Raw genomic sequence first — 24,278 nt, forward strand, 5'->3', positions numbered from 1 at the left:
ACCGCGTCATGCACGCCAGCTTGGACCATCTCCGGCCGCACGGGAATCCGACAGGCCGCTAGGGCCGATCGCGGACGGCCGGGAACAGCCGGGAGCGCGACCCTGCTCGCCCAACGACGGGCGGGAGCCGTTGCCGCGAGCACAGCCGAGCGGAAACGGCTCTAGCCGCCGGCGCGCGGCGCGGGTTTCGGCAGGAAGCAGTGCTCCGGCGCGGGGAAGCGGCGGGCCCGCACGTCCTCGGCATAGGCCGCCGCGGCCGCGGCGATCTGCGCGCCGAGCTCTGCGTACCGCTTGACGAAACGCGGCTTGAAGTCGCTGAACAGGCCGAACACGTCCTCCGCGACCAGGATCTGCCCGTCGCAGGCGGGAGAGGCGCCGATGCCGATCGTCGGGACCGGCACCGCGGCGGTGATCGCCGCCGCGACGGGCTCGAGCGTGCCCTCGACCACCACGGCGAAGGCGCCGGCCTCGGCCACGGCCTGCGCGTCCTGCATCACGCGCCGGGCCTCCTCCTCCGAGCGGCCGGTCGCCCGGAAGCCGCCGGCGAGGTTGACCGCCTGCGGCATCAGGCCGACATGGCCGCAGACGGGGATGCCGCGCTGCGTCAGGAAGCGCACCGTCTCCGCCATCTCGGCGCCGCCCTCCAGCTTCACGCCGCTCGCGCCGGTCTCCGACATGATCCGGGCGGCGCTGCGGAAGGCCTGCAGCGGGCTCTCCTCGTAGCTGCCGAAGGGCATGTCCACGATGACGCAGGCGCGCTCCGAACCCCGCACCACCGCGGCGCCGTGCGCGATCATCATCTCCAGCGTCACGGGCAGCGTGCTGCCGAAGCCGTAGAGCACCATGCCGAGGGAGTCGCCGACCAGCAGCAGGTCCACGTGCGGGTCGAGCTGGCGCGCCATCGGCGTGGTGTAGGCGGTGAGGCAGACCAGCGGATCCCCGCCCTTGCGGCCGCGGATCTGCGGGATGCTGATGCGCTTGCCCCTGACGGGGGTGCTCACGGCGGACCTCCGGCGCTCGAACCACGCGGGACCGCTCTCCGGCAGGCGGCCCGCGCTGTCAAGGACGCCGCCAGGCCCGCTCCGCCGCCACCCGCCCGCCGCGGGCGCAACGACTCCCGCCCCTCGCGGCGCGGCGCGGCCGACCGGCCCTGGCGCCCCCGCCGCTCACATGGCCTAATCGCGCGTCCCGGTCACCGGCACGAGGGGAGGAGGCGCCCATGAAGATCGGCGCGGCGATGTTCTTCACCGACTACTCCATGGCGCCCGGCGAGCTCGCCCGGGCGCTGGAGGAGCGCGGCTTCGAATCGGTCTGGGCGCCGGAGCACTCGCACATCCCGCTGTCGCGCCGCTCGCCCTTCCCCGCGGGGGGAGAGATCCCGAAGCAGTACTACGACGTGATGGACCCCTTCGTCTCGCTCACCGCCGCCGCGGCGGCGGCGACGCGGCTGAAGGTCGGCACCGGGGTCTGCCTCGTCGTGCAGCGCGACCCGATCCAGACGGCGAAGCTGGTGGCCTCGCTGGACCAGGTCTCGGGCGGCCGGTTCCTGTTCGGCGTCGGCAACGGCTGGAACGCCGAGGAGATGGCGAACCACGGCACCGCCTTCGCCACCCGCCACAGGCTCGCGCGCGAGCGCATCGAGGCGATGAAGGTCATCTGGACGCAGTCGAAGCCCGAATACCACGGCGAGTTCGTGAACTTCGGCCCGATGATGACCTGGCCGAAGCCGGTGCAGAAGCCGCACCCGCCGGTGATCGTGGGCGGCGCCTTCCCCTACGGGGCGCGCCGGGCGCTGCGCTACGGCGACGGCTGGATGCCGCACCGCAGGCGCCCGGCCTACGAGGACGTCGCGGCGCTGATCCCGCAATTCCGCAGGATGGAGGCGGAGGCGGGCCGCTCCGTCCCGATCACCATCTGGGGCGTGAGCGAGGACCTCGACCTGCTGCGGCGCGACCGCGACCTCGGCGTGGAGCGCGCGATCGTGCAGCTCGCCTCGGCCAAGGCGGACGCGATCCTGCCGGAGCTGGACCGCTGGGCGGCGCTGATCCGGCGCCTGGCGGCCTGAGGCCACCGCCGGCGGCGGCGCTGTTGCCGAGGCGGCGGCGGCTGCGCATGCTCGCGCCACCACGGAGGCGCCCCCATGGACGAGGATTTCCGCGCGGCCGCGCTCGACTACCACCGCCTGCCGCGCCCCGGGAAGATCAGCATCGAGCCGACCAAGCGCATGGCCACCCAGCGCGATCTCGCGCTGGCCTACTCCCCGGGCGTGGCCGCCGCCTGCGAGGCGATCGCGCGCGACCCCGACGCCGCCCTCGACTACACCGCGCGCGGCAACCTCGTGGCCGTGGTTTCCAACGGCACCGCCGTGCTCGGCCTCGGCGCGATCGGGGCGCTGGCGAGCAAGCCGGTGATGGAGGGCAAGGCGGTCCTGTTCAAGAAGTTCGCCGGCATCGACGCCATCGACATCGAGGTCGAGGAGCGCGACCCGGAGCGGCTGGTCGGGATCGTCGCCGCGCTGGAGCCCTCCTTCGGCGCGATCAACCTCGAGGACATCAAGGCGCCGGAGTGCTTCGTCGTCGAGCGGGCGCTGCGCGAGCGCATGCGCATCCCGGTCTTCCACGACGACCAGCACGGCACCGCCATCATCGTCGCCGCCGCGGTGCGCAACGGGCTGCTGCTGCAGGGCAAGCGGCTGGAGGAGGTGAAGCTCGTCTGCTCCGGCGCCGGCGCCGCCGCGCTCGCCTGCCTCGACCTGCTGGTGAGCATGGGGCTCAGGCGCGAGAACGTCACGGTCTGCGACATCGCCGGCGTGGTCCACGAGGGCCGCACCGAGCTGATGGACCCGTGGAAGGCGCGCTACGCCCGCGCCACCGGGGCGCGGACGCTGGCGGAGGCGCTGCCGGGGGCGGACATCTTCCTCGGCCTCTCCGCCCCCCGCGTGCTGAAGCCGGAGTGGCTGCCGCTGCTCGCGCCGAAGCCGCTGGTGCTGGCGCTCGCCAACCCGGAGCCCGAGATCCTGCCCGAGGCGGTGCACGCCGCGCGCCCGGACGCGATCGTGGCGACGGGCCGCTCCGACTACCCGAACCAGGTCAACAACGTCCTCTGCTTCCCCTTCATCTTCCGCGGCGCGCTCGACGTCGGCGCCACCGCGATCAACGAGGCGATGAAGATGGCGGCGGTGGAGGCGCTCGCCGGTCTCGCCCGCATGGAGGCCTCGGAGGTGGTGGCCGCGGCCTATGGCGGCCAGGCGCCGGTGTTCGGGCCGGACTACATCATCCCCAAGCCCTTCGACCCGCGGCTGATCCTGGAGATCGCGCCGGCGGTGGCGCGCGCGGCGATGGCGAGCGGCGTCGCGCGGCGCCCGATCGCCGACTTCGCCGCCTACCGCCACGGGCTGGAGCGCTTCGTCTTCCGCTCCGGCAACCTCATGCGCCCGGTCTTCGAGGCGGCGCGCCGCGCCCCGCGCCGCGTCGTCTACGCCGAGGGCGAGGACGAGCGGACGCTGCGCGCCGTGCAGACCGTGCTCGACGAGGGCCTCGCCGAGCCGATCCTGATCGGCCGCCGCGCGGTGATCACCGAGCGCGTGCGGGCGATGGGGCTGCGCATGGACCTCGCGCAGAGCGTGCGCGTGCTCGATCCGGAGACCGACGCCGAGGTGTTCGGGCCGCTGCTCCCGCTCTACCAGCGCAAGGTCGGCCGCCGCGGCGTCCCGCCCGATTCGGCGGAGCGCCGCCTGCGCACGCGCCCGACGATCGCCGCCGCGATGGTGCTGGAGGCGGGGCTCGCCGACGCCTGCATCGCCGGCGGCACCGGCGACTGGATGCGCCACTGGCACTACGCCTTCGACGTGATCGGGATGCGCGAGGGGGTGGGCCGCGTCTATGCCCTCTCCGGCGTGATCATGCGCACCGGCGAGACGCTGTTCGTGGTGGACACGCACCTGGTCGTGGAGCCGACGCCGGAGCAGATCGCCGAGATGACCTGCCTCGCCGCCGAGCAGGTGCGCGCCTTCGGCATCGTGCCGAAGGCGGCGCTGCTCTCGCACTCCTCCTTCGGCGCCTCGCACGCGCCCTCGGCGAAGAGGATGCGCGAGGCGCTGCGGCTGATCCGCGCGCGCGAGCCGGAGCTGGAGGTGGACGGCGAGATGCACGCCGACGCGGCGCTGGTGCCGGCGATCCGGGCCCGGGCGGTGCCGGACCCGGCGCTCTCCGACAGCGCCAACCTGCTGGTGGCGCCGTCGCTGGATGCGGCGAACATCGCCTTCAACCTGGTCAAGGCGGCGACCGACGGGCTGCAGATCGGGCCGCTGCTGCTCGGGATGCGCAAGCCGATCCACGTGCTGGTGCCGAGCGTGACCGCGCGCGGCATCGTCAACGTCACCGCGCTGGCGGTGGCGCAGGCGCAGCAGGCGGAGACGGCGGGGGGAACGTAGCCATGCCGAAGGAGCAGAGGAGCTATTGGCTCGATCTGTTCACCTGGGCGACGTGGCAGGCGTTCCTCGCCGCCGGCGGCACGACGGCCGGGTTCAGGGAGAGCCGCCGGAAAACGGTGGGGCAGATCAGGCCGGGCGATTACCTGCTCTGCTATCTGACAGGGATCTCGCGCTGGATCGGCATACTGGAAGTGACGGGCGCACCGTTCCAGAGCAGCGAGCCGATCTGGAAGGATGCCGTCTTTCCCGCCCGCCTTCCGGTGCGCGTCGTGGCGCAACTGGAGCCGGCCACGGCGGTGCCCGTCCTCTCGATGAAGGACAGGCTGTCGGCGTTCCACGACCTCAAGAGCCCGCACGCCTGGACCGTCCGTTTCCGCCAGTCGCCCGCGAAGTGGCCGGCGGCGGATGGCGAGGCGGTGGTCGCGGCGGTGATGGAGGCGGTGCGCAACCCGACGCCCCATCCCTTCGATCCGGCAAAGCTGAACAAGGTGCCGCCCGTGCTCAAGATGGCGTCCGGCGAGACCGTGACGGTTCCCGAGGACGAGCCGGAAACCGGGGGCGCCGCGGCGCCGGCCGCGGCGGGCGCCCGGACCGTCGTCGCGACGCTCGGCCTGGCCGCCGAGGCGGAGGAGTCCGCCCACACCGAGATCCAGTGGCTTCTGGCCAAGCTCGCCAGCGACCTCGGGCTCGATGTGTGGGTGGCGAAGAACGACCAGGGCAAGTCCTACAAGGGACAGCCGCTGAAGGGCCTGCCCGGCTTCAAGGACAAGCTGCCGCTGAGCTTCGATCCGGCCACCGTCAGGACGATCGAGCTGATCGACGTGATCTGGCTGAAAGGCAACTCGATCTTCGGCGCCTTCGAGATCGAGAGCACGACGCAGGTCTACTCCGGCCTGTTGCGGATGGCCGACCTGATCGCCATGCAGCCCAACCTGAACATCCCGCTCTACATCGTGGCGCCGAAGGAACGCCGCCAGAAGGTGCTCGCCGAGGTCAACCGCCCGGTGTTCGCCAAACTCAAGCCGCCGATGAGCGAGGTGTGCTCCTTCCTGAGCTTCGAGGCGCTGCGCGAGCGGCTCGCCCAGGTCGGATCGTTCGTCAGGCACATGCGGCCCGAGTTCCTCGAGGATCTCGCCGAGCCCTGCGTCATCAACGAGGAGGTCTGACGGGCGGTGCGCTCCGGGCGCGCCGGCCGGGAACGATCCCGGCCGCCGCCCGCCGCGGCGCTCAGCCCCTGAGCAGCACCACCGCCTCGATCTCCACCGCGATCCCGCGCGGCAGGCTGCCCATGCCGACGGCCGAGCGCGCCGGGCGCCCGTTCTCGCCCAGCACCTCGACGAAGAGGTCGGTGCAGCCGTTGATCACCTCCGGCTGCTCGCCGAAGTCCGGCACCGCGTTGACCATGCCGAGCACCTTCAGCACGGTGTCCACGCGGTCGAGCGAGCCCGCCGCCGCGCGCATGTTGGCGAGCAGGTTCAGCCCGCAGATCCGCGCCGCCTCGTAGGCCTGCGCCACCGTCAGGTCGGCGCCGACCTTGCCGCGGATCGAGCTGCCGTCCGGGCGGTTCGGCCCGACGCCGGAGAGGAACAGCAGGTTGCCGCCGATCCGGTAGGGCACGTAGTTGGCCACCGGCCGCGTCGGCGGCGGCAGGATCAGGCCCAGGTCCTTCAGGCGTTGTTCGGCGCTCATGCTCGGGTCTCTCCTCCTGGCCGTGCCGTGTTCGCGCTCGGGCCGCTTCCGCTCGGCCCTGCTCGCGGCCATGGCTTCCTCCGGTTGCCGCAGGGCCGGTTCGCGCCCCCCGCCGGTTTTGGCCGGTCGCGATCAGCGCTAGGCCGGCGCCGGCGCGGCCGCCGCCGGTTCCCCCGGCGGCACCAGCGCGGCGCGCAGCGCGCCGGGCAGGCGCGAGGCGAGCAGCGGTTCCTGCCGGTCGTGCTGGATCAGGAACAGCGCCGAGGCCACCACCTCCTGCAGGCCGCCCGGGTTCATCACCACCGCGCCGTCCGGCGCCTCGTAGGCGATCGCCGTGCCGATGTCGGCGCGCAGCACCGCATAGGCGAGCTCCGCCCACCGCCCGCGCCAGGGCCGGTCGAGCGGCACGCGGTGCAGTTCGTTCCCGTCCGGCGTGAACAGGTCCTCGAGCAGCCGCTCCGCCCCCGGGGTGACGAGGGCGCGGGCGAGCATCTCCGGATAGGTGCGCAACGGCCGCACCGCCGCCACCGCGCCGGCGGCGATCAGCCGCGGCCGGTTGCGGTCGTCCACGCACTCCACCACCGCGGTCGGCGGCTCGCCCCGTCCCGCCGCCTCGGCCAGCGCGCGCACCCGCGCCAGCACGTCCATCGCCACCGCGTCGGAGACCGGGTCCTGCGGCGCGTCCGCCAGCACCACCAGGGCCCTGGCCCGCCCCGCGTCGGTCGCCGCCAGCGCGTCCGGGTCGGTCGGGGCGCCGCTCACATGCACCGCGCCGAGGTCGCAGAGGACCTGCGGCAGCCCCTCCGGCCGCCCGTCGAAGGCGCGCGTCAGCAGCGCGACCGGCGCGTCGCGGAAGGCCGCCGTGGCGCGGAGCTGGCGCACCAGGCCGGCGAAGAGGCGCACCGCCGCCTCGCCCTCGCCCGGGGTGCCGACGATCAGCACGTGGTCGCGCATGCCCCACCTCCAGAAGCCGCGGCGCTTCCTCTCGCGCACCGCGTCGCGCCAGTCGAACCAGTCGGAGGCCAGCTTGGCGAGGACGAACACGCCGCCGGCCATCAGCAGCAGGACGGTGGCGAGCTTCCCCGCCACCGTCTGCGCGGCCACGTCGCCGTAGCCGACCGTGGTCAGCGTCACCACGGCGAGCCAGAGGCTCTCCTCCGGCGGCATCCCCTCGAGCGCCGCCATGGCCGCCGCGAACAGCCCGACCATGGCGAGCAGCCAGACCAGCGGGCCGACCAGGCCCGGCGGCCGCAGCAGGCGGTGCCGCCGCGCCCTCAGGCGATGCAGGAAGGCGACGATCATGCCGCCCGGCCCCCGCCTCCTTCCGCCTCCCGGCGCCGGGGCTCAGCGCGCGGTCGCCGCCAGGCCGAGGAGCTGCTGGATCTCGGCCGGGCCGCCGGGCGGCGGGCCCTGGAACTGCTCGATGGAGAGCGGCTGCGGGGGGCGGGCGGTGACCTCGATCTCGCGCGCCTGGCCGCGGATGAAGCGCTGCACCGCCTCGCGCAACCCGTCGAGCCCGCTCTTGCCCGGCGCGGTCAGGAAGCCGCCCGCCATCGCCGCGTACTGCTCGCGCAGCTGCTGCTCCGGTGCGCCCATCTCCCGCGCGTGGTCGCGCATGAAGCGCGCGTAGAGGGACTGGTCCACGTAGCGGACCCCGGCCGAGATCAGGCGGATGCCGCTGAAGTCGAGCGCCTCCATCGCCTTCTGCGTCGCCCCGTCGATCACGAAGGACAGGCCGAGGGCGCCGATGTCGCGTCCGCCGAAGGAGAGGGAGCTCACCTCCACCCGCCCGGTCGGCGCGTCGTAGCGGCCGTCCATGCTCAGCTCCAGGACCAGGGCGTCGTAGCCGAAGCGGCGCAGCCATTCGTCGAGGCCGGGCATCGGCTCGACGCGGATGCCGCGGATCGCGAGGCTGCCGGTGCCCGAGCCCTGCGCGTCCTGCTCGCCGCTGGCGCGGGCCGAGGCGACGCTGACGATCGTCCGCCCGCCGGCGCCGACCTGGAGATCCTCCATCTCCAGCGCCTGGCGGCCGGCGGCGAGGGGCGGCGGCGGCTGCTGCTCCACCGCGGCGCGGAGCAGCGCCGCGGCATCGAGGCCGCGGGCCAGCAGACGGCCGAGGCGGACGCGGTCGGCCTCGCGGTTCCGCGGCATGCCGATGTCGAGATCGGAAAGGGCGAGCCTGGTCGGCCTGCCCGGGCCGTACTCCTCGATGTCGAGCTGGCGGAACGCGATGCTCGCCTCCGGGTCGGGCACCGCGAACCCCTGGAGGCGGATCGCGTCGGCGCGGATCATGTCGGGCATCAACTGCTGGTCCGGCGGGCGCTGCACGACCATGCCGCCGAGCCGCAGCTCCGCGAGCGTGAATGTCACCGCCTCCCCCTCGCGACCGGTCAGGTTGCGCGCGATCGCCTCGGCCACGCCGTCCTCGCGCAGCCCGTCGAGGATCAGTTCGTCGGCGGTGACGCTCCTCGCCCCGTTGCGCAGCGTGACGGCGGTCAGCCGCACGGCGCCGCGGGCCGGGTCGGTCGTCTCCGCGGCGGCATAGTTCAGGGTGCTGTTGGGCGGCAGCAGGCTGCGCAGCCGCGCGACGGCGGCCGGCTCGTCGGCCGGCACGGCCGGCGCCGCCGGGGCGGCCGCGGCGGGCGGCGGGGCCGCGGGAGGCGCCGCGGGCGCGGGGCTCGCCAACGGCGCCGGCTTGCCGCCCGGCCGGGTCGCACCGGGCTCGAGCGGCGGCGGCTTCTGCTGCGCGAGGGCCGGGATGCCCATGCCGGCGAGCAAGGCGGCAGCGGCGGCAGTCGTGGCGATCTTGCGTTTCAGGGACATCGCTCCCCCATTCGGTCTGGTCGGGCCGGGCTGATCTCGCTCGGCGCCAGGGGGTCCCGGAGCCGCCGGCATCGGCGGCGCGGGATCGCGCGCGCCGCCGCAACGCATTAGAACCCGAGCCGCGCTCGGACGCCACCACTAGCTGGCGTGTCGCCGGGCGCGCCGGGTCGCGGCCGACGGCGGATCCGTGCCACCCCTGGCAGAAGCCGGCGCGCGGGAACACATAGTTGTTTATGAGCAAGCCGCCCGATCGTCCCGGCGGAGGGCGCAGCGCGGGGTCCGGCGGCGGGGTCGTGCCCGCCTCCGACGCCGTCGCCGCCTTCCTGCGCAAGGTCGAGAGCCTGCCGCAGCCGGTGCGCCCGGCGAGCGGGCGGCGCGGCCGGCTGATCTTCGCCGTGGACGCCACCGCCAGCCGCCAGCCGAGCTGGGACCGCGCCTGCCACCTGCAGGCCGAGATGTTCCTCGCCACGCGCGATCTCGGCGGCCTCGCCGTGCAGCTCGCCTACTGGCGCGGGCACCGGGAGTTCGCGGCCACGCCCTTCCTCACCGAGGCCGAGGAGCTCGCCCGCCGCATGGCCGGCGTGCAGTGCCTCGGCGGCCAGACCCAGGTGCTGCGCGCGCTGCGCCACGCGAAGGCGGAGACGACGAAGGAGCGCGTCCACGCCCTCGTCCTCGTCGGCGACGCCTTCGAGGAGGAGGTGGACCCCGCCTGCCACGAGGCGGGCGAGCTCCGCCTGCGCGGCACCCCCGTGTTCTGCTTCCACGAGGGCGCGGACCCGCGGGCCGGCGACGCCTTCCGCCAGATCGCGCGGGTCGCGGGCGGCGCCTACGCGCCCTTCGATTCGGCCAGCGCCGAGACGCTGCGGGCGCTGCTGCGCGCGGTCGCGGTCTATGCCGCCGGCGGCCATGCCGCCCTCCTCCGGCTGCCCGGGAGCGCGGCGCAGGTCATTGCCGGCCAGCTGCCGGCGCCGGCCGCCGCGCCGCGCCGCTAGACCGCCGCGAGCGGGCGATGGCGAGAGGGCCTGCGACGGCGCCGGAGCGGGGGGCGGCAGCGAGGCGTGCCGCAAGGCCGCCGCGCCGTCCGACGGCGCGGCCGGGACCCGGCGAAGGCCGCCGCGGGCGGTCCTCGTCCTCGGCGGGCTGAGGGGGATCGCGCAGGATGCTGGTCTGGCTCGCGCTCGGCGGAATCGCGCTCCTCGCGGTCATCGTCCTGCTGCAGGGCTTCGCGCGGGCGAACATCGCGACCCTGCGGGTCGCGGTGCTGGTCGCCGGCGCGACCCTCGGGATCGGTCTCCTCGCGCTGCTGGTCGCCTCGGGCCGGGCGGCCCAGGCGCTCGGCCTGCTCGCCTTCTCCGCGCCGCTGCTCTGGGGCCTGTGGCAGCGCTGGGCGACGATGCGGCGCTTCTCGCGGCCGGTCGGGGCCGGGACGAACGGAGACGCCGCCGGGGCCGGCGAGACGCAGGTCAGCACCGCGACGCTGACCATGGCGCTCGACCATGCGACCGGGCAGATGACCGGCCGGGTGCGCCGCGGCCGCTACGCCGGGGCGGAGCTGGCCGAGCTCGGGCTCGCCGACCTGCTCGCCCTGCTCGGCGACTGCCGGGCCGAGGACCCGGAGAGCGTGCCGCTGCTCGAGGCCTGGCTCGACCGCGTCGAGCCCGCCTGGCGCATGGCAGGCGCCGGGGAGGGCGGAGCGGGCGGGGCGCCGCCGCGGGACCGCGGCGGGCGCATGGACCGGGCCGAGGCGCTGGCCGTGCTCGGCCTCGAGGAGGGCGCGACCGAGGAGGAGATACGCGCCGCCCATCGGCGCCTGATGCGCACGGCCCATCCGGACCGCGGCGGCAGCGCCTGGATCGCGGCGCGGCTGAACGAGGCGCGGGACACCTTGCTGCGAGGATGAGGGCGCCCCGCCGCCGATCCGCCTCCGGCGCGGTTGCGCGCCCCGCCGCGCCGGGCCATGCCTCGCGCCCGCCTTCGCCGCAATTCCGGCCGCTGGCCGTGTTCGCCTGACGTCATTTCGTCCAACCCATCGGAGGATCCGCCCGCCGTGACCAAGCCCCTCCGCAAGGCCGTCCTGCCCGTCGCCGGCCTCGGCACGCGCTTCCTGCCCGCCACCAAGGCGATGGCGAAGGAGATGCTGCCGGTGGTGGACAAGCCGCTGATCCAGTACGCCGTGGAGGAGGCGCGCGCCGCCGGCATCGAGCTGTTCTGCTTCGTCACCGGCCGCGGCAAGACTGCGATCGTCGAGCATTTCGACGTCGCCTACGAGCTCGAGCGCACGCTCGCGGAGCGCGGCAAGCGGGCGGAGCTCGATCTGCTGCGCGCCGCCGCGGTGGAGCCGGGCTCGGTGGTGACCGTGCGCCAGCAGGTGCCGCTCGGCCTCGGCCACGCGGTCTGGTGCGCGCGCGCCTTCATCGGCGACGAGCCCTTCGCCGTGCTGCTGCCCGACGACCTGATGCTGTGCGACACGCCCTGCCTCGCCCAGCTCGCCGAGGCCTATCGCGAGACCGGCGGCAACGTGGTGGCGATCGAGGAGGTGCCGCGGGAGCGGGTGAACCGCTACGGGGTGCTGGACGTGGAGCGCGACATGGGCCGCCTGGTCGGCGTGAAGGGGCTGGTGGAGAAGCCGCCGGTCGAACGCGCGCCGTCCAACCTGACGATCATCGGCCGCTACGTGCTGATGCCGGAGGTGATCGGGCATCTGGCGCGGATGGAGCGCGGCGCGGGCGGCGAGGTGCAGCTCACCGACGCGATGGCGAAGCTGATCGGCCATCAGCCCTTCCACGGCCTGCGCTACGAGGGGCGGCGCTTCGACTGCGGCGACAAGGCCGGATTCCTGGAGGCGCAGGTCGCCTTCGCGCTGAAGCGCGAGGACCTGGCGCCGGCGATGCGGGAGATCCTGCGGCGCTACGCCTGACGGGCCGGCGCCGCCGCGGCGGGCGGCCGGGCTCTCCGACGCGGGGGCGCCGCTCAGCCGCGCGGCGCGGAACGGCCCCCGCCCGCCTGCGCGGGCCGGGGTGTGGCCGAGGTCGCGGCCGGAGCCTGGCGCGCCGGCGCGGCGCCGGCCTGGCGCGGCCGCGTCGTGGCGGCGCCGGCGCGGGCGGCCGTGCCGCTGCTCGTGTCGCCCTGCTCGACCTGCCGGCGGCTCGGCGTCGCCGCGCGCGCCGTGCCGCGGCGCTGCGGCGCGGCGCTGGCGGTCGCCGGCCGTGCCGCGGCGCGCGCCTCGGGACCGGACGGACGGCGGGCCTGGATGGCGCGGGTCCCTGCCGGGCGGCGCGCGGCCGCGGAGGTGGTGCGGACGACGCCGGCGCGCGCGGCGCTCGCGCGCGCGCCGCCGCGCTGCTGCGTCGCCGCGGCGGCGCGCGCCGCGCCCATGGTCTGCGGCAGCCGTCCTGCGACCAGGCTGTTCGTCCCCGTCTGCGGGCGTTCCGCCACGCCCATGCGGGCGAAGCCCTGGTCGAGCAGCGCCATCACGTGGTGGTCGCGCTCGCGCCCGGTGGCGCCGCCGAACACCGCCGCGATCAGCCGCACCCCGTCGCGGCGGGCGCTGGCCACGAGGTTGAAGCCGGAGGCGTGGACATAGCCGGTCTTGATCCCGTCCACGCCCTCGTATTCCAGTAGCAGCCGGTTGTGGTTGCGGAGCGGACGGCCGCGGAAGGAGAAGCTCGGCGTCGAGAAGTAGGCGAAGCGCTCGGGGAAGTCGTGCATCAGGCGCCGGCCGAGCAGCGCCATGTCGCGCGCGGTGGTCACCTGGTCCGGGTCCGGCAGGCCGGAGGCGTTGCGGAAGGTTGTCCGCGTCATGCCGAGCGAGCGCGCGCGCAGCGTCATCATCTGGGCGAAGCGCGCCTCCGAGCCGCCGGAGAGGTGTTCCCCCACCGCCGCCGCGACGTCGTTGGCCGACTTGGTGACGAGGGCGAGGATCGCCTGCTCGACGGTGATGCGCGAGCCCGGCGGCAGGCCGAGCTTCGAGGGCGGGCGCGCGGCCGCCTCGGCCGAGATCGTGATCGGCGTGGACAGCGAGAGCCGCCCTTCGCGCAGCGCCTCGAAGACCATGTAGAGCGTCATCATCTTGGTGAGCGAGGCGGGATGGCGCGGCGCGTCCGCGTGGGCGGCGATCAGCGCGGTGCCGCTGCCGGCGTCCACGACGATGGCGGCGTAGCGGTCGCTTCCGATCTGGGCCCGTGCCGAGCCGCCTCCGGGCAGGCCGAAGGCGACGGCGAGGGCCGCCGCCGCGGCGAGGCCGTGGCGGCAGGCAGCACGGATGAAGCGCATGCGGTCCCCCCTGTGCGCGGACCGCCTCCCCCCGGCGATCCGGCCTCAACCGGCGGTGTCATCGTAATGAGCGTGCTCGGCGGATGTCCACGGGGACAGAGCGGGAACAAATCGCAAAGACAACAGGTTAGAGCGAATTCCTCCGTTGCAACCGCACCGATTTCCGGGGTGCCCTCAAGGCCGCGCGACCGGAAAATTTTGTGCGCTGCAAAAAATCCCTTGCCGGCCCGGGAGGCATCGCCTAGCTAGGCAGCATGCTGCACTGCAGCAAAATGCGGCGCAGGCAGGCGCGCCAGGGCCGATCGGCGCCTGGCGCACGGACCAGGTGGACCCCACGGGCAAGGACCGACGACCATGGCAGGTGAGAAGGTGGCCGAGGTGAAGAAGCTCTCCGCCGAGGCGGGGGCGGCGGGCGCCGCCGGCGTCGCCCAGGCGAGGCGGCTGATCGAGGAGGGCGCGGCGCAGGCCCGCGCGACGGTGGAGCAGAGCATGGAGCAGGCGACGAAGACGGCCGAGGGCCTCTTCAAGGCGGCCAACGAGGCGGTCGAGTTCGGCCGCGGCAACCTCGAGGCGGTGGCGAAGTCCGCCCAGACCTGGACGGTCGGCGTGCAGGACCTGTCGCGCCAGACCTTCGCGATGGTGCAGGGCCTCACCGACCAGGCGCTGGAGAACACCAAGGCGCTGGTCGGCGCGAAGAGCCTCAAGGAGGCGGCCGACCTGCAGGCGAGCTTCGCGCGCGCCACCATCGAGCGCACGCTGACCGAGACGGCGCGGCTGCAGGAGGCGGCGCTCCGCCTCGCCGAGCAGACCGCGGCGCCGCTGGCCGCCCGCGCGACGCTGGCCTTCGAGAAGTTCGGCCGGCCGATCACGGCCTGAGGACGACGCCCGCGCCGGCCGGCGCGCGGCGGGGGTGCTTCGCCCCCCGCCGTTCCTGCGGGCTGGCCGATGCGCCGCCGCGCGAGCGAGGCCCGGCCGCGCCCGGCCGCTTCCTGCACGCCGAGAGGCGGGAGGGGCGGCGGGGCGCGGCCGGGCCCGTTTTCGCCCGCGATCTCGTCGGCGAGGCATGCCCGGGGGCGAGGCATGCCCGGGGCGGAATCGCCGCGACCGCGCCCCCTCACGCGCGCGTGGCCCTTCACTGCGCCCCGTTGCGTCCGATATCCTGCTCCCAGGCGGGCATTGCCGGAGCCCGCGGACCAAGGCGAGCATGAGCGATCCAGACAAGTTCCCGGGCAGGGGCGGCGGCACGCAGGGCGGCGACAACCCCCAGACCGGGGTGGTCGTGAAGGCCAGGCCGCGCACCAAGAAGCCCTCGATGTACAAGGTCCTGATGCTGAACGACGACTACACGCCGATGGAGTTCGTCGTCCATGTGCTGGAGCGCTTCTTCCAGAAGAGCCGGGAGGAGGCGACCCGCATCATGCTGCACGTGCATCGCCGCGGCGTGGGGGTGTGCGGGGTGTACACCTACGAGGTCGCCGAGACGAAGGTGACGCAGGTCATGGACCTCGCCCGCCAGAACCAGCATCCGTTGCAATGCACCATCGAGAAGGAATGAGGCGCTGACGATCCTATCCGCGCACCCGTCAAGACCGGCCGGATGGCGGAGATGCCGAACGGGCGCGGGATGCCTACCTGTCGCGCGAGTGACGGAACCGGCTCCGCCGCCGGGCTTTGACGGCGCGGACTCCCTGGAAGGAGCGTCGTAACGACCATGCTGTCCCGGAACCTCGAGCAGACGCTCCACCGTGCCCTCGCCCTCGCGAACGAGCGCCGGCACGAATACGCCACCCTCGAGCACCTGCTGCTCGCCCTCACCGACGACGCCGACGCGGCGCCGGTGCTGCGCGCCTGCGGCGTGGACAACGACAAGCTGCGCCGCGACCTGGTCGAGTTCCTCGACAAGGACCTCGCCGGCCTGGTGACGGAGCGCGGCGGCGATCCCAAGCCGACCGCGGGCTTCCAGCGCGTCGTCCAGCGCGCCGCGATCCACGTGCAGTCCTCCGGCCGCGACGAGGTGACGGGCGCGAACGTCCTGGTCGCCCTGTTCTCCGAGCGCGAGAGCCACGCCGTGTATTTCCTGCAGCTGCAGGACATGACGCGGCTCGACGCGGTGAACTTCATCAGCCACGGCATCGCCAAGGCGCCGGGGCGCAGCCAGCCGCGGCCCGTGCAGGGCACGCCCTCCTCCGCCGACGACCAGTCCGAGCGGGAGGAGAAGCCGCACGGCAGCCGGCCCGGCGGGCGCGGCCAGGACGCGCTCTCCAACTACTGCGTCAACCTCAACCGGAAGGCGCAGCAGGGCAAGATCGACCCGCTGATCGGGCGCGAGACCGAGATCGAGCGCACGATCCAGATCCTCTGCCGCCGCACCAAGAACAACCCGCTCTACGTGGGCGATCCCGGCGTCGGCAAGACGGCGATCGCCGAGGGCCTCGCCAAGCGCATCGTCGAGGGCGACGTGCCCGAGGTGCTGCTCAAGAGCACGATCTACGCGCTCGACATGGGCAGCCTGCTCGCCGGCACGCGCTACCGCGGCGACTTCGAGGAGCGGCTGAAGGCGGTGGTGGCCGAGCTCGAGAACATGCCGGGCTCGATCCTCTTCATCGACGAGATCCACACCGTGATCGGCGCCGGGGCGACCAGCGGCGGGGCGATGGACGCCTCCAACCTGCTCAAGCCCGCGCTCGCCTCCGGCACGCTGCGCTGCATCGGCTCGACCACCTACAAGGAGTACCGCAACTACTTCGAGAAGGACCGCGCGCTGGTCCGCCGCTTCCAGAAGATCGACGTCAACGAGCCGACGGTGGAGGACACGGTCAAGATCCTCCAGGGCCTCAAGGCGAACTACGAGAAGCACCACCGGGTGCGCTACACGCCGGAGGCGATCCGCGCCGCGGTCGAGCTCTCCGCGCGCTACATCCACGACCGCAAGCTGCCCGACAAGGCGATCGACGTGATCGACGAGGTCGGCGCCTCGCGCATGCTGCTGCCCGAGAACAAGCGGCGCAAGACGGTCACGGTGAAGGACGTCGAGGACATCGTCGCCAAGATCGCGCGCATCCCGCCCAAGAGCGTCAGCACCGACGACAAGGAGACGCTGCGCAACCTCGAGCGCGACCTCAAGGCCATGGTCTTCGGCCAGGACAAGGCGATCGAGGCGCTGGCGAGCGCGATCAAGCTCTCGCGCGCCGGGCTGCGCGACCCGGAGAAGCCGATCGGCAACTACCTGTTCTCCGGCCCGACGGGGGTGGGCAAGACCGAGGTGGCGAAGCAGCTCGCCAAGACGCTGGGGATCGAGCTGATCCGCTTCGACATGTCGGAGTACATGGAGCGCCACTCGGTCTCGCGCCTGATCGGCGCGCCGCCGGGCTATGTCGGCTTCGACCAGGGCGGGCTGCTGACGGACGCGATCGACCAGCACCCGCACGCCGTGCTCCTGCTCGACGAGATCGAGAAGGCGCACCAGGACCTGTTCAACATCCTGCTGCAGGTGATGGACCACGGGAAGCTCACGGACCACAACGGCAAGACCGTGGACTTCCGCAACGTGATCCTGATCATGACCACCAACGCCGGCGCCGCCGACCTCGCCAAGCCCGCCATCGGCTTCGAGCGCACGGCGCGCGTCGGCGAGGACGAGGAGGCGATCAAGCGCCTGTTCACGCCGGAGTTCCGCAACCGGCTGGACGCGATCATCGCCTTCTCCGGCCTGACGCCGGAGATCGTGGCCCGCGTGGTCGAGAAGTTCGTCATGCAGCTCGAGGCGCAGCTCGCCGACCGCAACGTGACGATCGAGCTCTCCTCCGCGGCGAAGGAGTGGCTGGCGGAGAAGGGCTACGATCCGCTCTACGGCGCGAGGCCGCTCGCGCGCGTGATCCAGGAGCACGTCAAGAAGCCGCTCGCCGAGGAGCTGCTGTTCGGCCGGCTCGCCAAGGGCGGGGCGGTGAAGGTGGGCCTCAAGGACGGCGCGCTGACCTTCGAGTACGTGGAGGCCGCCCCGCCCGCCCTGCCCAAGCCCGAGGAGGGCGACGGCGAGGCCGAGCGGGAGCCGGAGGTGGTGGAGTAGCCTCCCGGCGCCGTCGCTGCGATGATGCGCGGGCGCGGCCGGGGGGCCGCGCCCGTTGCCTGTGCAGAGGAATGCGATGAGCGCGATCAAGGACTGGGATGCCTACCGGGCGGCGCTGCGCGAGCGCGGCAGGGAATTCTCGGCGCTGCACCCCGAGCTGGTGAAGGCCTTCACCGCGCTCTCCGGCGCCGCCGCCAAGGCGCAGCATCTGGACGCGAAGACGCGCGAGCTGATCGCGGTCGCCATCACCGCCATCACCACCTGCGAGGGGTGCATGGATGCCCATGTGCGCAAGGCCAAGGCGGCGGGCGCGACCAGGGAGGAGATCGCCGAGGCGCTGGGCGTCGCGGTGGCGCTGAGCGCGGGCGCGACGTTCACGCACGCGCTGCACGTGCTGGACGCGGTGGGCGAGTAGCGCCGAGCCCGGAGGGCGGCGCCTTCGCCGGCGCGCTGCCCGGCGGCCCGGGGCGCGCCGCCGCCGCGGCGCGGCCGCGCCGGCCGCTCAGTAGCCCTTGGCGCGGTCCACCGCCTCGCGCAGCGGCTCCCCGTCGCGGAAGCGGCGCGCGTTCTCGGCCAGCAGCGCCGCCACCATCTCGTCGCGCTTCGGGTGCAGGCCGCCGATGTGCGGCAGCACCGTGATCCCCGGCGTGGTCCAGAAGGGGTGCTCGGGCGGCAGCGGCTCCTCGCGGAACACGTCGAGCACCGCGCCGGCGATCACGCCCTCCCGCACCGCGGCGACCAGGTCCTCGTCCACGATCAGGTGGCCGCGGGCGAAGTTGAGCAGCCAGGCGCTGCGCTTCATCGCGCGCAGGCGGCGCGCGTCCATCAGGTTCTCCGTCTCGGGCGTCGTCGGCAGCAGCAGCAGCACGAAGTCGGACTCCGCCAGCACCGCCTCCGTGCCCTCGGGGCCGAGCGCGCGCTCCACCCCCTCGATCGCGCCCGCGCCGCCGCGGCGCGTGCCGATCACGCGCATCTCCAGCGCCGCCGCCTTGCGCGCCACCTCCCGCCCGATCGCGCCGAGGCCGAGGATGCCGAGCGTCTTGCCCGCCAGCGTCTCGGAGACGCGCCGCGTCCAGCGCCGCTCGCGCTGGTCGAGCGCCGCCGCGTGGTAGGGCTTGGTGATGTGGAACAGCGCGCCGAGGATGTTCTCCGGCATCTGCACCCGGTGCGTGCCGCGCGCGCAGGTCAGCACGACCTCCGGCCGCAGGTCGGGCCGCGCCAGCCAGGCCTCGACGCCCGCGGTCAGCGCCTGGATCCAGCGCAGCCGCGGCATGCGCGCGAGCATCCCGGGCGGCGCGCCCCAGGCGAACAGCGCCTCCGCCTCGGCCAGCAGGGCCTCGTCCGGCTGGGCGGAGCGCGGCAGGAAGGCGAAGCGCATGCGGCCGTCCTCGAGCCCGGCGCGGGCGATGGCCTCGCGGTAGGGCTTGTCGTGGTCGGTCCAGAGCAGCATCAGCGGCGCGGGCATGGGGCGGGGTCCTCCTCGGCGCGCCAGCCTAGCGAAGGCCGTTGACAGCGGGCAAACGGCGCGCAGGCTGTCCCGGCGCGGAGGGAATGCGCCGTCGCCCCGCCGCGGGCGGCGAGGAGGGAGCGTCCATGGACCACACCGCGCCGATCGGCACCGGCCCGCTCGTCGTCACCCGCCACGACGGCTGGGCCGAGCTGCGCATGGACCGCGAGGCCAGGCGCAACGCCATGGACCGCGCCAGCCGCCGGGCGCTGCTCGACGCCTTCGCCGCCCTGCGCGGCGAGGCGAGGGCGATCGTCCTCACCGGCACCGGCGGCAGCTTCTGCGCCGGGATGGACCTCAAGGAGCGCGAGCAGGACCTCGCCCAGGGCATCCGCACCGCGGGCGAGGAGTGGATCGCGGTCAACATCGCCATCCGCGAGCACCCGGCGATCTTCATCGCCGCGGTGAACGGCCTCGCGCTCGGCGGCGGCGCGACGCTGATCAACGTCTGCGACCTCGCCATCGCCAGCACCGCGGCGAGCATCGGCTGCCCGGAGATGGGCTTCGCCACCTATCCCGGCATGGCCGGGCCGGCGATCCAGCTCGCCGGCCTCACCCGCAAGCGGGCGGCGTGGCTGGTCCTCACCACCAACCGCATAGACGGCGCCACCGCCGAGCGCTGGGGCATGGTGAACGAGTGCGTCGAGCCCGACCGCCTGCTGCCGCGCGCGCGCGAGCTCGCCGCGCAGATCGCGCGCTTCGACGCGGTGGCGCTGGCCGAGAGCAAGAAGGCGCTGGACCGCATCCCCGCCTTCATCACGGACTGGCAGGAGGCGATGGACCACGGGCAGATGGTGAACCTCGCCATCCGCTCGCGGACCGCGGCGCAGGCGGAGGGCAGCGCGCGCTTCGCCGCCGGCCTCAGGAACCCCGGGCAGGGGGTGTGAGCGCCGTGGCCGCGCCGCTGGCGGGCCGGCGCGTGCTCGATCTCGGCGCGCTCTGCGCGCAGCGGCCGCATGCGCTGGCGGCCTCGATGGCGGCGCGGCTCTGCGCCGCCTACGGGGCCGAGGTGGTGCGGCCGGTGCCGGAGTCCGGCGAGCCCTTCGCGCGGCTGCCGCCGCTGCTGCCGGACGGCGGCTCGGCGCTCGACCGCTTCCTCAACGCCGGCAAGCGGCGCGGCCCGGCCGCGACCGGCGCCTTCGACGCCGCGATCGGCGATTCCGCCGCGCTCGGCGCCCATGCCGCCGCGGTGCCGGTGCGCGTGCGCCTCTCGGTCTTCGGCCCGGGCGAGGACCCGCCGATGAGCGAGCTCGGCCTGCTCGCCCTCTCCGGCCTGCTCGACATCGTCGGCGAGGCGGAGGGGCCGCCGGCGCGGCTCGCCGGGCACCAGCCCGCCTATGCCGCCGGCCTCGCCGCCTGCACCGGGCTGCTCGCCGCGCTGCGCGCCGGCGGCGAGGAGGTGGTGGAGGTCTCGCTGTTCGACGTGACCGCCTGGCTCAACTGGAAGGCCCCGGCGAGCGTGATGGTGCTCGGCGCCGCGCCGAGCCGTTCCGGCCTGCCGAAGGACTGGCACACGCTCCCGGTGCGCGACGGCCATGTCGCGCTGGTCTACCAGGACAAGGACTGGCCGGCGCTGCGCGACCTGGTCGGCGATCCGCGGCTGCGGCGGGAGGAATTCCTCACCATCGCCGGCCGCCGGCGCCACCACGCGGAGCTGATGGCGGTGCTGCGCCCCTGGTTCGCCGCGCGCAGCCGCGCCGAGATCACCGCGGCGGCGCAGGCGCGGCGCATCCCGATCGGCCCGGTGCTCGCGCCGGCGGAGCTGCTCGACGACGCGCAGCACCGCGCGCGCGGCTTCCTCGGCCCCGGCGGCATGCCGCACCTGCCGCTGCGCTGGGACGGCGCGCGGGTGGGCGCGGAGGCGACCGATGCCGCCCTCGCCTGAGGCGTCGCTGCCGCTCGCCGGCATCCGCGTGCTCGACCTCGGCTGGATCACCGCCGGGGCGGCGTCCTCGACCCTGCTGCTCGACCTCGGCGCGGAGGTGATCAAGGTCGAGGGGCCCGACGCGCCCGACCCGTTCCGCCACTGGGAGGGCAGGGGCGAGGGCGGCGACTGGTGGAACCGCGCCCCGTTCTACAACTTCACCAACCGCGGCAAGCGCTCGGTCTGCCTCGACCTGAAGGACCCGCGCGGGCGGGCGGCGATGCTGCGCCTGCTCGCGGGCGCCGACGTGCTGGTCGAGAATTTCCGCCGTGGCGTGCTGGCCCGCTTCGGGCTCGCCGTGCCGGAACTGCGCCGGCGCTTCCCGCGCCTCGTCATCGCCAGCATCTCGAGCCAGGGCGAGGACGGGCCGGACCGCGACATGGTCTCCTTCGGCTCGACCCTGGAGGCCACGGGCGGGCTCGCCGCGCTGACCGGCACCGGCGCGGCGCCGGTGATCACCGGGCGGGAGGTGAACTACCCGGACCAGGTGGTCTGCCTCTTCGCCGCCGGCGCCATCGTCGCGGCGCTGCTGGAGCGCGACCGCACCGGGCAGGGCGCGCATCTCGACCTCTCGCAGCGCGAGCTGACGAGCTTCCTGCTCGGCGAGGAGCTGGTGGCCGCCGCCGCCGGCGCGCCCTCGCCGCGCCGCGGCAACGCCGATCCGGCCGGATCGGCCGAGCGGGTCGTGCCCGACGGCGCGGGCGGCTGGCGCGCCGAATGGCCGGGCGGCGCCGCGCCGGTGCGCGACGGCGCGGCGCTCGCCGCGGCGCCGGAGTTCCTGCGCGGCACCGCGGTGCTGCGCGGCCCGGACGGCACGCCCGCCAAGGGCATCCCCTTCCGCTTCGCCCGCCGCCCGCTCGCGGTGCACGAGGCCTGCCGTCCGCTCGGCGCCGACAACCGCGCCGTTCTGGCGGACTCCGGATTGGCCCCGGAGGAGATCGCCGCGCTGGAGGAGGCCGGCGTGCTCGCCACCGCCCCCCGCCGCGGCAACGACGCGTAACCGCGCCGGCCCGGACGACAACGGGCCGCGGAACCCGCAGGAGGAACCGTCGCATGCGTCCCGTCGTCCCCGCCCCTCCGCCTCCCCTGCGCCGGCGCGCGCTGCTGCCGCTGGCGGCAGCGGCGGGCCTCGCCCGGCCCGGCGTCCTGCGGGCGCAGAGCTGGCCCGCGCGCCCGGTCCGCATGGTCGTGCCCTTCCCGCCCGGCGGCGGCACCGACACGCTCGGGCGGATGTTCGCCCAGGCGCTGACCGAGCGGCTCGGCCAGCCGGTGGTGGTCGAGAACCGCGGCGGGGCGGGCGGCAACATCGGCTCCGCCGTGGTCGCGCAGTCGCCGCCGGACGGCTACACGGTGCTCTTCAACGGCAACGGCATGGCGATCGCCGACATCCTGTTCCGCAACCCGGGCTACGACTGGAAGCGCGACTTCGCCTGGGTGGCGCGCACGGCGAGCACGCCGATCCTGCTGGTGGTGAACGAGACCGTGCCGGCCGCCAGCCTGCGGGAGTTCATCGCCTATGCGCGCGCCAATCCCGGCCGGCTGAACCACGGCACGGCGGGCGCCGGCACGCCGATGCACCTCGCCGCCGAGCTGTTCGACGAGATGGCGGGCACGCGCATCGTCCACGTGCCCTATCGCGGCACCGGCCCCTCGGTCGCCGGGCTGCTCGGCAACGAGGTGCAGCTGATGTTCGCCAGCTCCTCCGCGGTGGACGGGCTGATCCGCGACGGGAAGGTGCGCGCCCTCGCCAACACCGCCGCGACCCGGGCGCGCGGCTGGCCCGACCTGCCCTCGATCGCCGAGGCGCTGCCGGGCTACGCCGCCGAGCTGTGGTATCCGGTCGCCTTCCCGGCGCGCACGCCGGAGGTCGCGGTGCGGACCCTGGAGCGGGCGCTGCGCGAGGTGCTGCAGGACGCGGCCTTCGCCGAGGCGATCATCCGCCGCGGCTTCGACCCCGAGTACCTCGACGGCGCCGGCACGGTCCGGGCGCTGGAGCAGGAGCGCGCCCGGTGGGAGCCGCTGCTGCGCCGCGCCGGCATCAAGGCGGACTGAGCGGGCCCGCCCCGGCCGGGGCGGCTCGGCCGCGATCCGCGAGATCTGGTGCCAAGAGACCCGTGTGCGGGAGGCTTGCGGTCGTGTCCCATTGCGTGGTGGAGGAGCGCGATGATGATCCTTGGCGGATCGGGCCGCCGGGGGCGGATCGGGCTGCCGGGTCAGGCGGGCACGGCCGCGAGCCTGGCGGTGGCTGTATCGCTGAGGGGGCCGATCGCTTCCAGGGTCGTGACGCTGTCGCCGATGCTTGCCCATGGACGGCCCGATGCCGGCCGTGGCCGGGCAGGCGAGGGCGTCGGCGACGAAGGCGATGGGGACGCAGCCCTGCCAGGTCGCGACGGCGGTGCAACCCGGCACCCGGAGGGCGTTCGGGCATGGCGGCCGGAACTGCCGGTTCACCCGCTCGGCCGGACACGGCGTCGCCTTGTCGGGCACCGTCGTCCGGGTGTCCGCCCTGCGCACGGCGCCGCGCAGGCCCATTCGCCGCATGGCGGAGCTGCCGCCGGACCTTGCGTACGCCACAGACGCCAAGGTTCGCGTCGAAGACGCGACGGATCGCCGCCGGCAGCACCGCATCCTGCCGGGTGCGAGCCGAGGCCTTCGCAGGATCGGCGCGCCGCGCGGGATGGCCGTGGCAGGGCGACGGGGCGAGCGGCGGAGCCAGGCAGATCGGCTCTCCCTCCGGGCCTCGCGGCGTTCGTCGAGGAACGCGATCCCGGCTTCGAGCGGCGGTCGGGCGCCGGTCGGGCAGGACAGGTCGACGCCTTGCGCAGGATCTGGTTGGCCAGGGGCAGATCGCGGCCCTCCCGCTCCAGCGCCGCCATGCGCTCACGCTCACGCTCGGCCGGGGTCGGACCGGGGCGCTGCCCCCGGTCCCGCGTGGGGCTTGCCGCGCCCACCGGCGCAGCGGCTCGGCCGTGCCGCCGATCTGCGGCGCGATCGAGTTGATCGCCGCCGCCGGCGAGGCGTGGTCGCCTCCGTGGTCGAGCACCCTCCGGACTGCCGCGCGCGTCGGCCTCAGGCGCCTGGGTCGCCGCCGTCTCCCCATGCTCTTGGCCTCCTCCTCCCAACGGTCGGGGCCACCCGCCAAACCCGGCGCGGTTCAAGCCGGGCCGTGCCGCTGAGCGACGGTTGCCGCGGTCATTCGACGAGCCTATGGTCCGCGACCGTTTGGAGGGATGGCCGAGTGGTCGAAGGCGCGCGCCTGGAGAGCGCGTAGACTCCAAAAGGGTCTCGTGGGTTCGAATCCCACTCCCTCCGCCATCATCACAACAAAAACAAGGCTTTACAGGCTGGGGGCCGGAAAATCCCACCAAAAATCCCACCACGCGCGGCGCGCTGGCCTGCGCCGGAGGGAGACAACAGGCAACCTCGGGTGGCAGGCATAGCGCCCTCGGCCCGGTGGCGGGGTGATGCTACCCCAGGCGGTAGCTCGGCCTAGCCGACCGCCGCGCCTCCGCCGACCGCATTTCGCGCCGGCCAGGAAGGACCCGAGGCGGCGGCGGCGGACCCC

General features: G+C 74.5%; 20 protein-coding genes and 1 tRNA gene. 15 read left to right on the top strand and 6 right to left on the bottom strand.

The window, feature by feature from the left end:
- Window positions 1-161: 161 nt before the first annotated feature.
- Entirely contained in the window at window positions 162-974 is an 813-nt protein-coding gene (gene panB / locus IEX99_RS21605) for a 3-methyl-2-oxobutanoate hydroxymethyltransferase (RefSeq protein ID WP_456304534.1), read from the bottom strand.
- A 245-nt stretch (window positions 975-1,219) separates the two neighbouring features.
- On the opposite strand from panB, the gene IEX99_RS21610 reads away from it, so the two are divergent.
- The 3 genes from IEX99_RS21610 (at window position 1,220) to IEX99_RS21620 (ending at window position 5,598) form a co-directional block, all read left to right on the top strand.
- Complete coding sequence (locus tag IEX99_RS21610) at window positions 1,220-2,065, top strand: LLM class F420-dependent oxidoreductase (protein WP_188904205.1); 846 nt, start codon at window positions 1,220-1,222, stop codon at window positions 2,063-2,065.
- Between the two features lie 75 nt (window positions 2,066-2,140).
- Entirely contained in the window at window positions 2,141-4,432 is a 2,292-nt protein-coding gene (locus IEX99_RS21615) for an NADP-dependent malic enzyme (RefSeq protein ID WP_188904207.1), read from the top strand.
- A 2-nt stretch (window positions 4,433-4,434) separates the two neighbouring features.
- Window positions 4,435-5,598 (top strand): EVE domain-containing protein, encoded by a 1,164-nt coding sequence (locus IEX99_RS21620; RefSeq protein WP_188904209.1) that lies wholly within the window; start codon window positions 4,435-4,437, stop codon window positions 5,596-5,598.
- A gap of 61 nt (window positions 5,599-5,659) precedes the next feature.
- Here IEX99_RS21620 and IEX99_RS21625 read toward each other — a convergent pair whose 3' ends face one another.
- From IEX99_RS21625 to IEX99_RS21635, 3 genes are all read right to left on the bottom strand, one after another.
- Window positions 5,660-6,121, bottom strand: a complete 462-nt coding sequence (locus IEX99_RS21625; protein ID WP_188904211.1) for a RidA family protein — start codon at window positions 6,119-6,121, stop codon at window positions 5,660-5,662.
- A 138-nt stretch (window positions 6,122-6,259) separates the two neighbouring features.
- Entirely contained in the window at window positions 6,260-7,423 is a 1,164-nt protein-coding gene (locus tag IEX99_RS21630; protein ID WP_188904213.1) for a potassium channel family protein, read from the bottom strand.
- Window positions 7,424-7,465: 42 nt separating this feature from the next.
- The gene (locus IEX99_RS21635) at window positions 7,466-8,944 is read right to left on the bottom strand and encodes a hypothetical protein (RefSeq protein WP_188904215.1); all 1,479 of its coding nucleotides are present in this window, start codon (window positions 8,942-8,944) and stop codon (window positions 7,466-7,468) included.
- Window positions 8,945-9,237: 293 nt separating this feature from the next.
- Here IEX99_RS21635 and IEX99_RS21640 point away from each other — a divergent pair, with 293 nt between their 5' ends.
- The 3 genes from IEX99_RS21640 (at window position 9,238) to galU (ending at window position 11,861) form a co-directional block, all read left to right on the top strand.
- Window positions 9,238-9,936: a vWA domain-containing protein gene (locus tag IEX99_RS21640; protein WP_229678210.1), complete on the top strand. Its 699-nt coding sequence runs from the start codon at window positions 9,238-9,240 to the stop codon at window positions 9,934-9,936.
- Window positions 9,937-10,103: 167 nt separating this feature from the next.
- Window positions 10,104-10,844, top strand: coding sequence for a J domain-containing protein (locus tag IEX99_RS21645; protein ID WP_188904219.1), 741 nt, complete (start codon window positions 10,104-10,106; stop codon window positions 10,842-10,844).
- 147 nt (window positions 10,845-10,991) lie between these two features.
- Entirely contained in the window at window positions 10,992-11,861 is an 870-nt protein-coding gene (gene galU, locus IEX99_RS21650; RefSeq protein ID WP_188904221.1) for a UTP--glucose-1-phosphate uridylyltransferase GalU, read from the top strand.
- Window positions 11,862-11,914: 53 nt separating this feature from the next.
- Here galU and IEX99_RS21655 read toward each other — a convergent pair whose 3' ends face one another.
- Window positions 11,915-13,216 (bottom strand): D-alanyl-D-alanine carboxypeptidase family protein, encoded by a 1,302-nt coding sequence (locus IEX99_RS21655; protein ID WP_188904223.1) that lies wholly within the window; start codon window positions 13,214-13,216, stop codon window positions 11,915-11,917.
- 354 nt (window positions 13,217-13,570) lie between these two features.
- On the opposite strand from IEX99_RS21655, the gene IEX99_RS21660 reads away from it, so the two are divergent.
- The 4 genes from IEX99_RS21660 to IEX99_RS21675 all read left to right on the top strand — a co-directional run bounded on the left by IEX99_RS21660 (window position 13,571) and on the right by IEX99_RS21675 (window position 17,697).
- Window positions 13,571-14,092 (top strand): phasin family protein, encoded by a 522-nt coding sequence (locus IEX99_RS21660; RefSeq protein ID WP_188904225.1) that lies wholly within the window; start codon window positions 13,571-13,573, stop codon window positions 14,090-14,092.
- A gap of 328 nt (window positions 14,093-14,420) precedes the next feature.
- On the top strand, window positions 14,421-14,771 hold the full coding sequence (gene clpS / locus IEX99_RS21665; protein ID WP_188904227.1) for an ATP-dependent Clp protease adapter ClpS: 351 nt from the start codon (window positions 14,421-14,423) through the stop codon (window positions 14,769-14,771).
- Between the two features lie 156 nt (window positions 14,772-14,927).
- A complete protein-coding gene (gene clpA, locus IEX99_RS21670) occupies window positions 14,928-17,282 on the top strand; it encodes an ATP-dependent Clp protease ATP-binding subunit ClpA (protein WP_188904229.1) in 2,355 nt (784 codons plus the stop codon).
- A gap of 76 nt (window positions 17,283-17,358) precedes the next feature.
- Window positions 17,359-17,697: a carboxymuconolactone decarboxylase family protein gene (locus IEX99_RS21675; protein ID WP_373285242.1), complete on the top strand. Its 339-nt coding sequence runs from the start codon at window positions 17,359-17,361 to the stop codon at window positions 17,695-17,697.
- An 87-nt stretch (window positions 17,698-17,784) separates the two neighbouring features.
- On the opposite strand, the gene IEX99_RS21680 is transcribed toward IEX99_RS21675, so the two are convergent.
- The gene (locus IEX99_RS21680) at window positions 17,785-18,747 is read right to left on the bottom strand and encodes a D-2-hydroxyacid dehydrogenase (RefSeq protein ID WP_188904231.1); all 963 of its coding nucleotides are present in this window, start codon (window positions 18,745-18,747) and stop codon (window positions 17,785-17,787) included.
- 128 nt (window positions 18,748-18,875) lie between these two features.
- On the opposite strand from IEX99_RS21680, the gene IEX99_RS21685 reads away from it, so the two are divergent.
- The 5 genes from IEX99_RS21685 (at window position 18,876) to IEX99_RS21705 (ending at window position 24,028) form a co-directional block, all read left to right on the top strand.
- On the top strand, window positions 18,876-19,676 hold the full coding sequence (locus IEX99_RS21685) for an enoyl-CoA hydratase/isomerase family protein (RefSeq protein ID WP_188904233.1): 801 nt from the start codon (window positions 18,876-18,878) through the stop codon (window positions 19,674-19,676).
- Complete coding sequence (locus IEX99_RS21690) at window positions 19,673-20,674, top strand: CoA transferase (RefSeq protein WP_188904235.1); 1,002 nt, start codon at window positions 19,673-19,675, stop codon at window positions 20,672-20,674. Before IEX99_RS21685 ends, IEX99_RS21690 begins: the two co-directional genes overlap by 4 nt.
- Window positions 20,658-21,713 (top strand): CaiB/BaiF CoA transferase family protein, encoded by a 1,056-nt coding sequence (locus IEX99_RS21695; protein ID WP_188904237.1) that lies wholly within the window; start codon window positions 20,658-20,660, stop codon window positions 21,711-21,713. The genes IEX99_RS21690 and IEX99_RS21695 overlap by 17 nt, the downstream gene beginning before the upstream one ends.
- A 53-nt stretch (window positions 21,714-21,766) precedes the next feature.
- Window positions 21,767-22,765, top strand: a complete 999-nt coding sequence (locus IEX99_RS21700) for a Bug family tripartite tricarboxylate transporter substrate binding protein (RefSeq protein ID WP_188904239.1) — start codon at window positions 21,767-21,769, stop codon at window positions 22,763-22,765.
- 1,172 nt (window positions 22,766-23,937) lie between these two features.
- A tRNA-Ser gene (locus IEX99_RS21705) sits at window positions 23,938-24,028 on the top strand.
- The last annotated feature ends 250 nt before the right edge of the window (window positions 24,029-24,278 follow it).

The organism is Caldovatus sediminis, assembly GCF_014644455.1.
Taxonomy (GTDB): domain Bacteria; phylum Pseudomonadota; class Alphaproteobacteria; order Acetobacterales; family Acetobacteraceae; genus Caldovatus; species Caldovatus sediminis.

Bases quoted from the DNA above. Each gene is read 5' to 3' on its own strand.
- IEX99_RS21610 (WP_188904205.1), top strand. From the start codon at position 1,220: ATGAAGATCGGCGCGGCGATGTTCTTCACCGACTACTCCATGGCGCCC.
- IEX99_RS21615 (WP_188904207.1), top strand. From the start codon at position 2,141: ATGGACGAGGATTTCCGCGCGGCCGCGCTCGACTACCACCGCCTGCCG.
- IEX99_RS21620 (WP_188904209.1), top strand. From the start codon at position 4,435: ATGCCGAAGGAGCAGAGGAGCTATTGGCTCGATCTGTTCACCTGGGCG.
- IEX99_RS21625 (WP_188904211.1), bottom strand. From the start codon at position 6,121: ATGAGCGCCGAACAACGCCTGAAGGACCTGGGCCTGATCCTGCCGCCG.
- IEX99_RS21630 (WP_188904213.1), bottom strand. From the start codon at position 7,423: ATGATCGTCGCCTTCCTGCATCGCCTGAGGGCGCGGCGGCACCGCCTG.
- IEX99_RS21635 (WP_188904215.1), bottom strand. From the start codon at position 8,944: ATGTCCCTGAAACGCAAGATCGCCACGACTGCCGCCGCTGCCGCCTTG.
- IEX99_RS21645 (WP_188904219.1), top strand. From the start codon at position 10,104: ATGCTGGTCTGGCTCGCGCTCGGCGGAATCGCGCTCCTCGCGGTCATC.
- IEX99_RS21655 (WP_188904223.1), bottom strand. From the start codon at position 13,216: ATGCGCTTCATCCGTGCTGCCTGCCGCCACGGCCTCGCCGCGGCGGCG.
- IEX99_RS21660 (WP_188904225.1), top strand. From the start codon at position 13,571: ATGGCAGGTGAGAAGGTGGCCGAGGTGAAGAAGCTCTCCGCCGAGGCG.
- clpS (WP_188904227.1), top strand. From the start codon at position 14,421: ATGAGCGATCCAGACAAGTTCCCGGGCAGGGGCGGCGGCACGCAGGGC.
- clpA (WP_188904229.1), top strand. From the start codon at position 14,928: ATGCTGTCCCGGAACCTCGAGCAGACGCTCCACCGTGCCCTCGCCCTC.
- IEX99_RS21675 (WP_373285242.1), top strand. From the start codon at position 17,359: ATGAGCGCGATCAAGGACTGGGATGCCTACCGGGCGGCGCTGCGCGAG.
- IEX99_RS21680 (WP_188904231.1), bottom strand. From the start codon at position 18,747: ATGCCCGCGCCGCTGATGCTGCTCTGGACCGACCACGACAAGCCCTAC.
- IEX99_RS21685 (WP_188904233.1), top strand. From the start codon at position 18,876: ATGGACCACACCGCGCCGATCGGCACCGGCCCGCTCGTCGTCACCCGC.
- IEX99_RS21695 (WP_188904237.1), top strand. From the start codon at position 20,658: ATGCCGCCCTCGCCTGAGGCGTCGCTGCCGCTCGCCGGCATCCGCGTG.
- IEX99_RS21700 (WP_188904239.1), top strand. From the start codon at position 21,767: ATGCGTCCCGTCGTCCCCGCCCCTCCGCCTCCCCTGCGCCGGCGCGCG.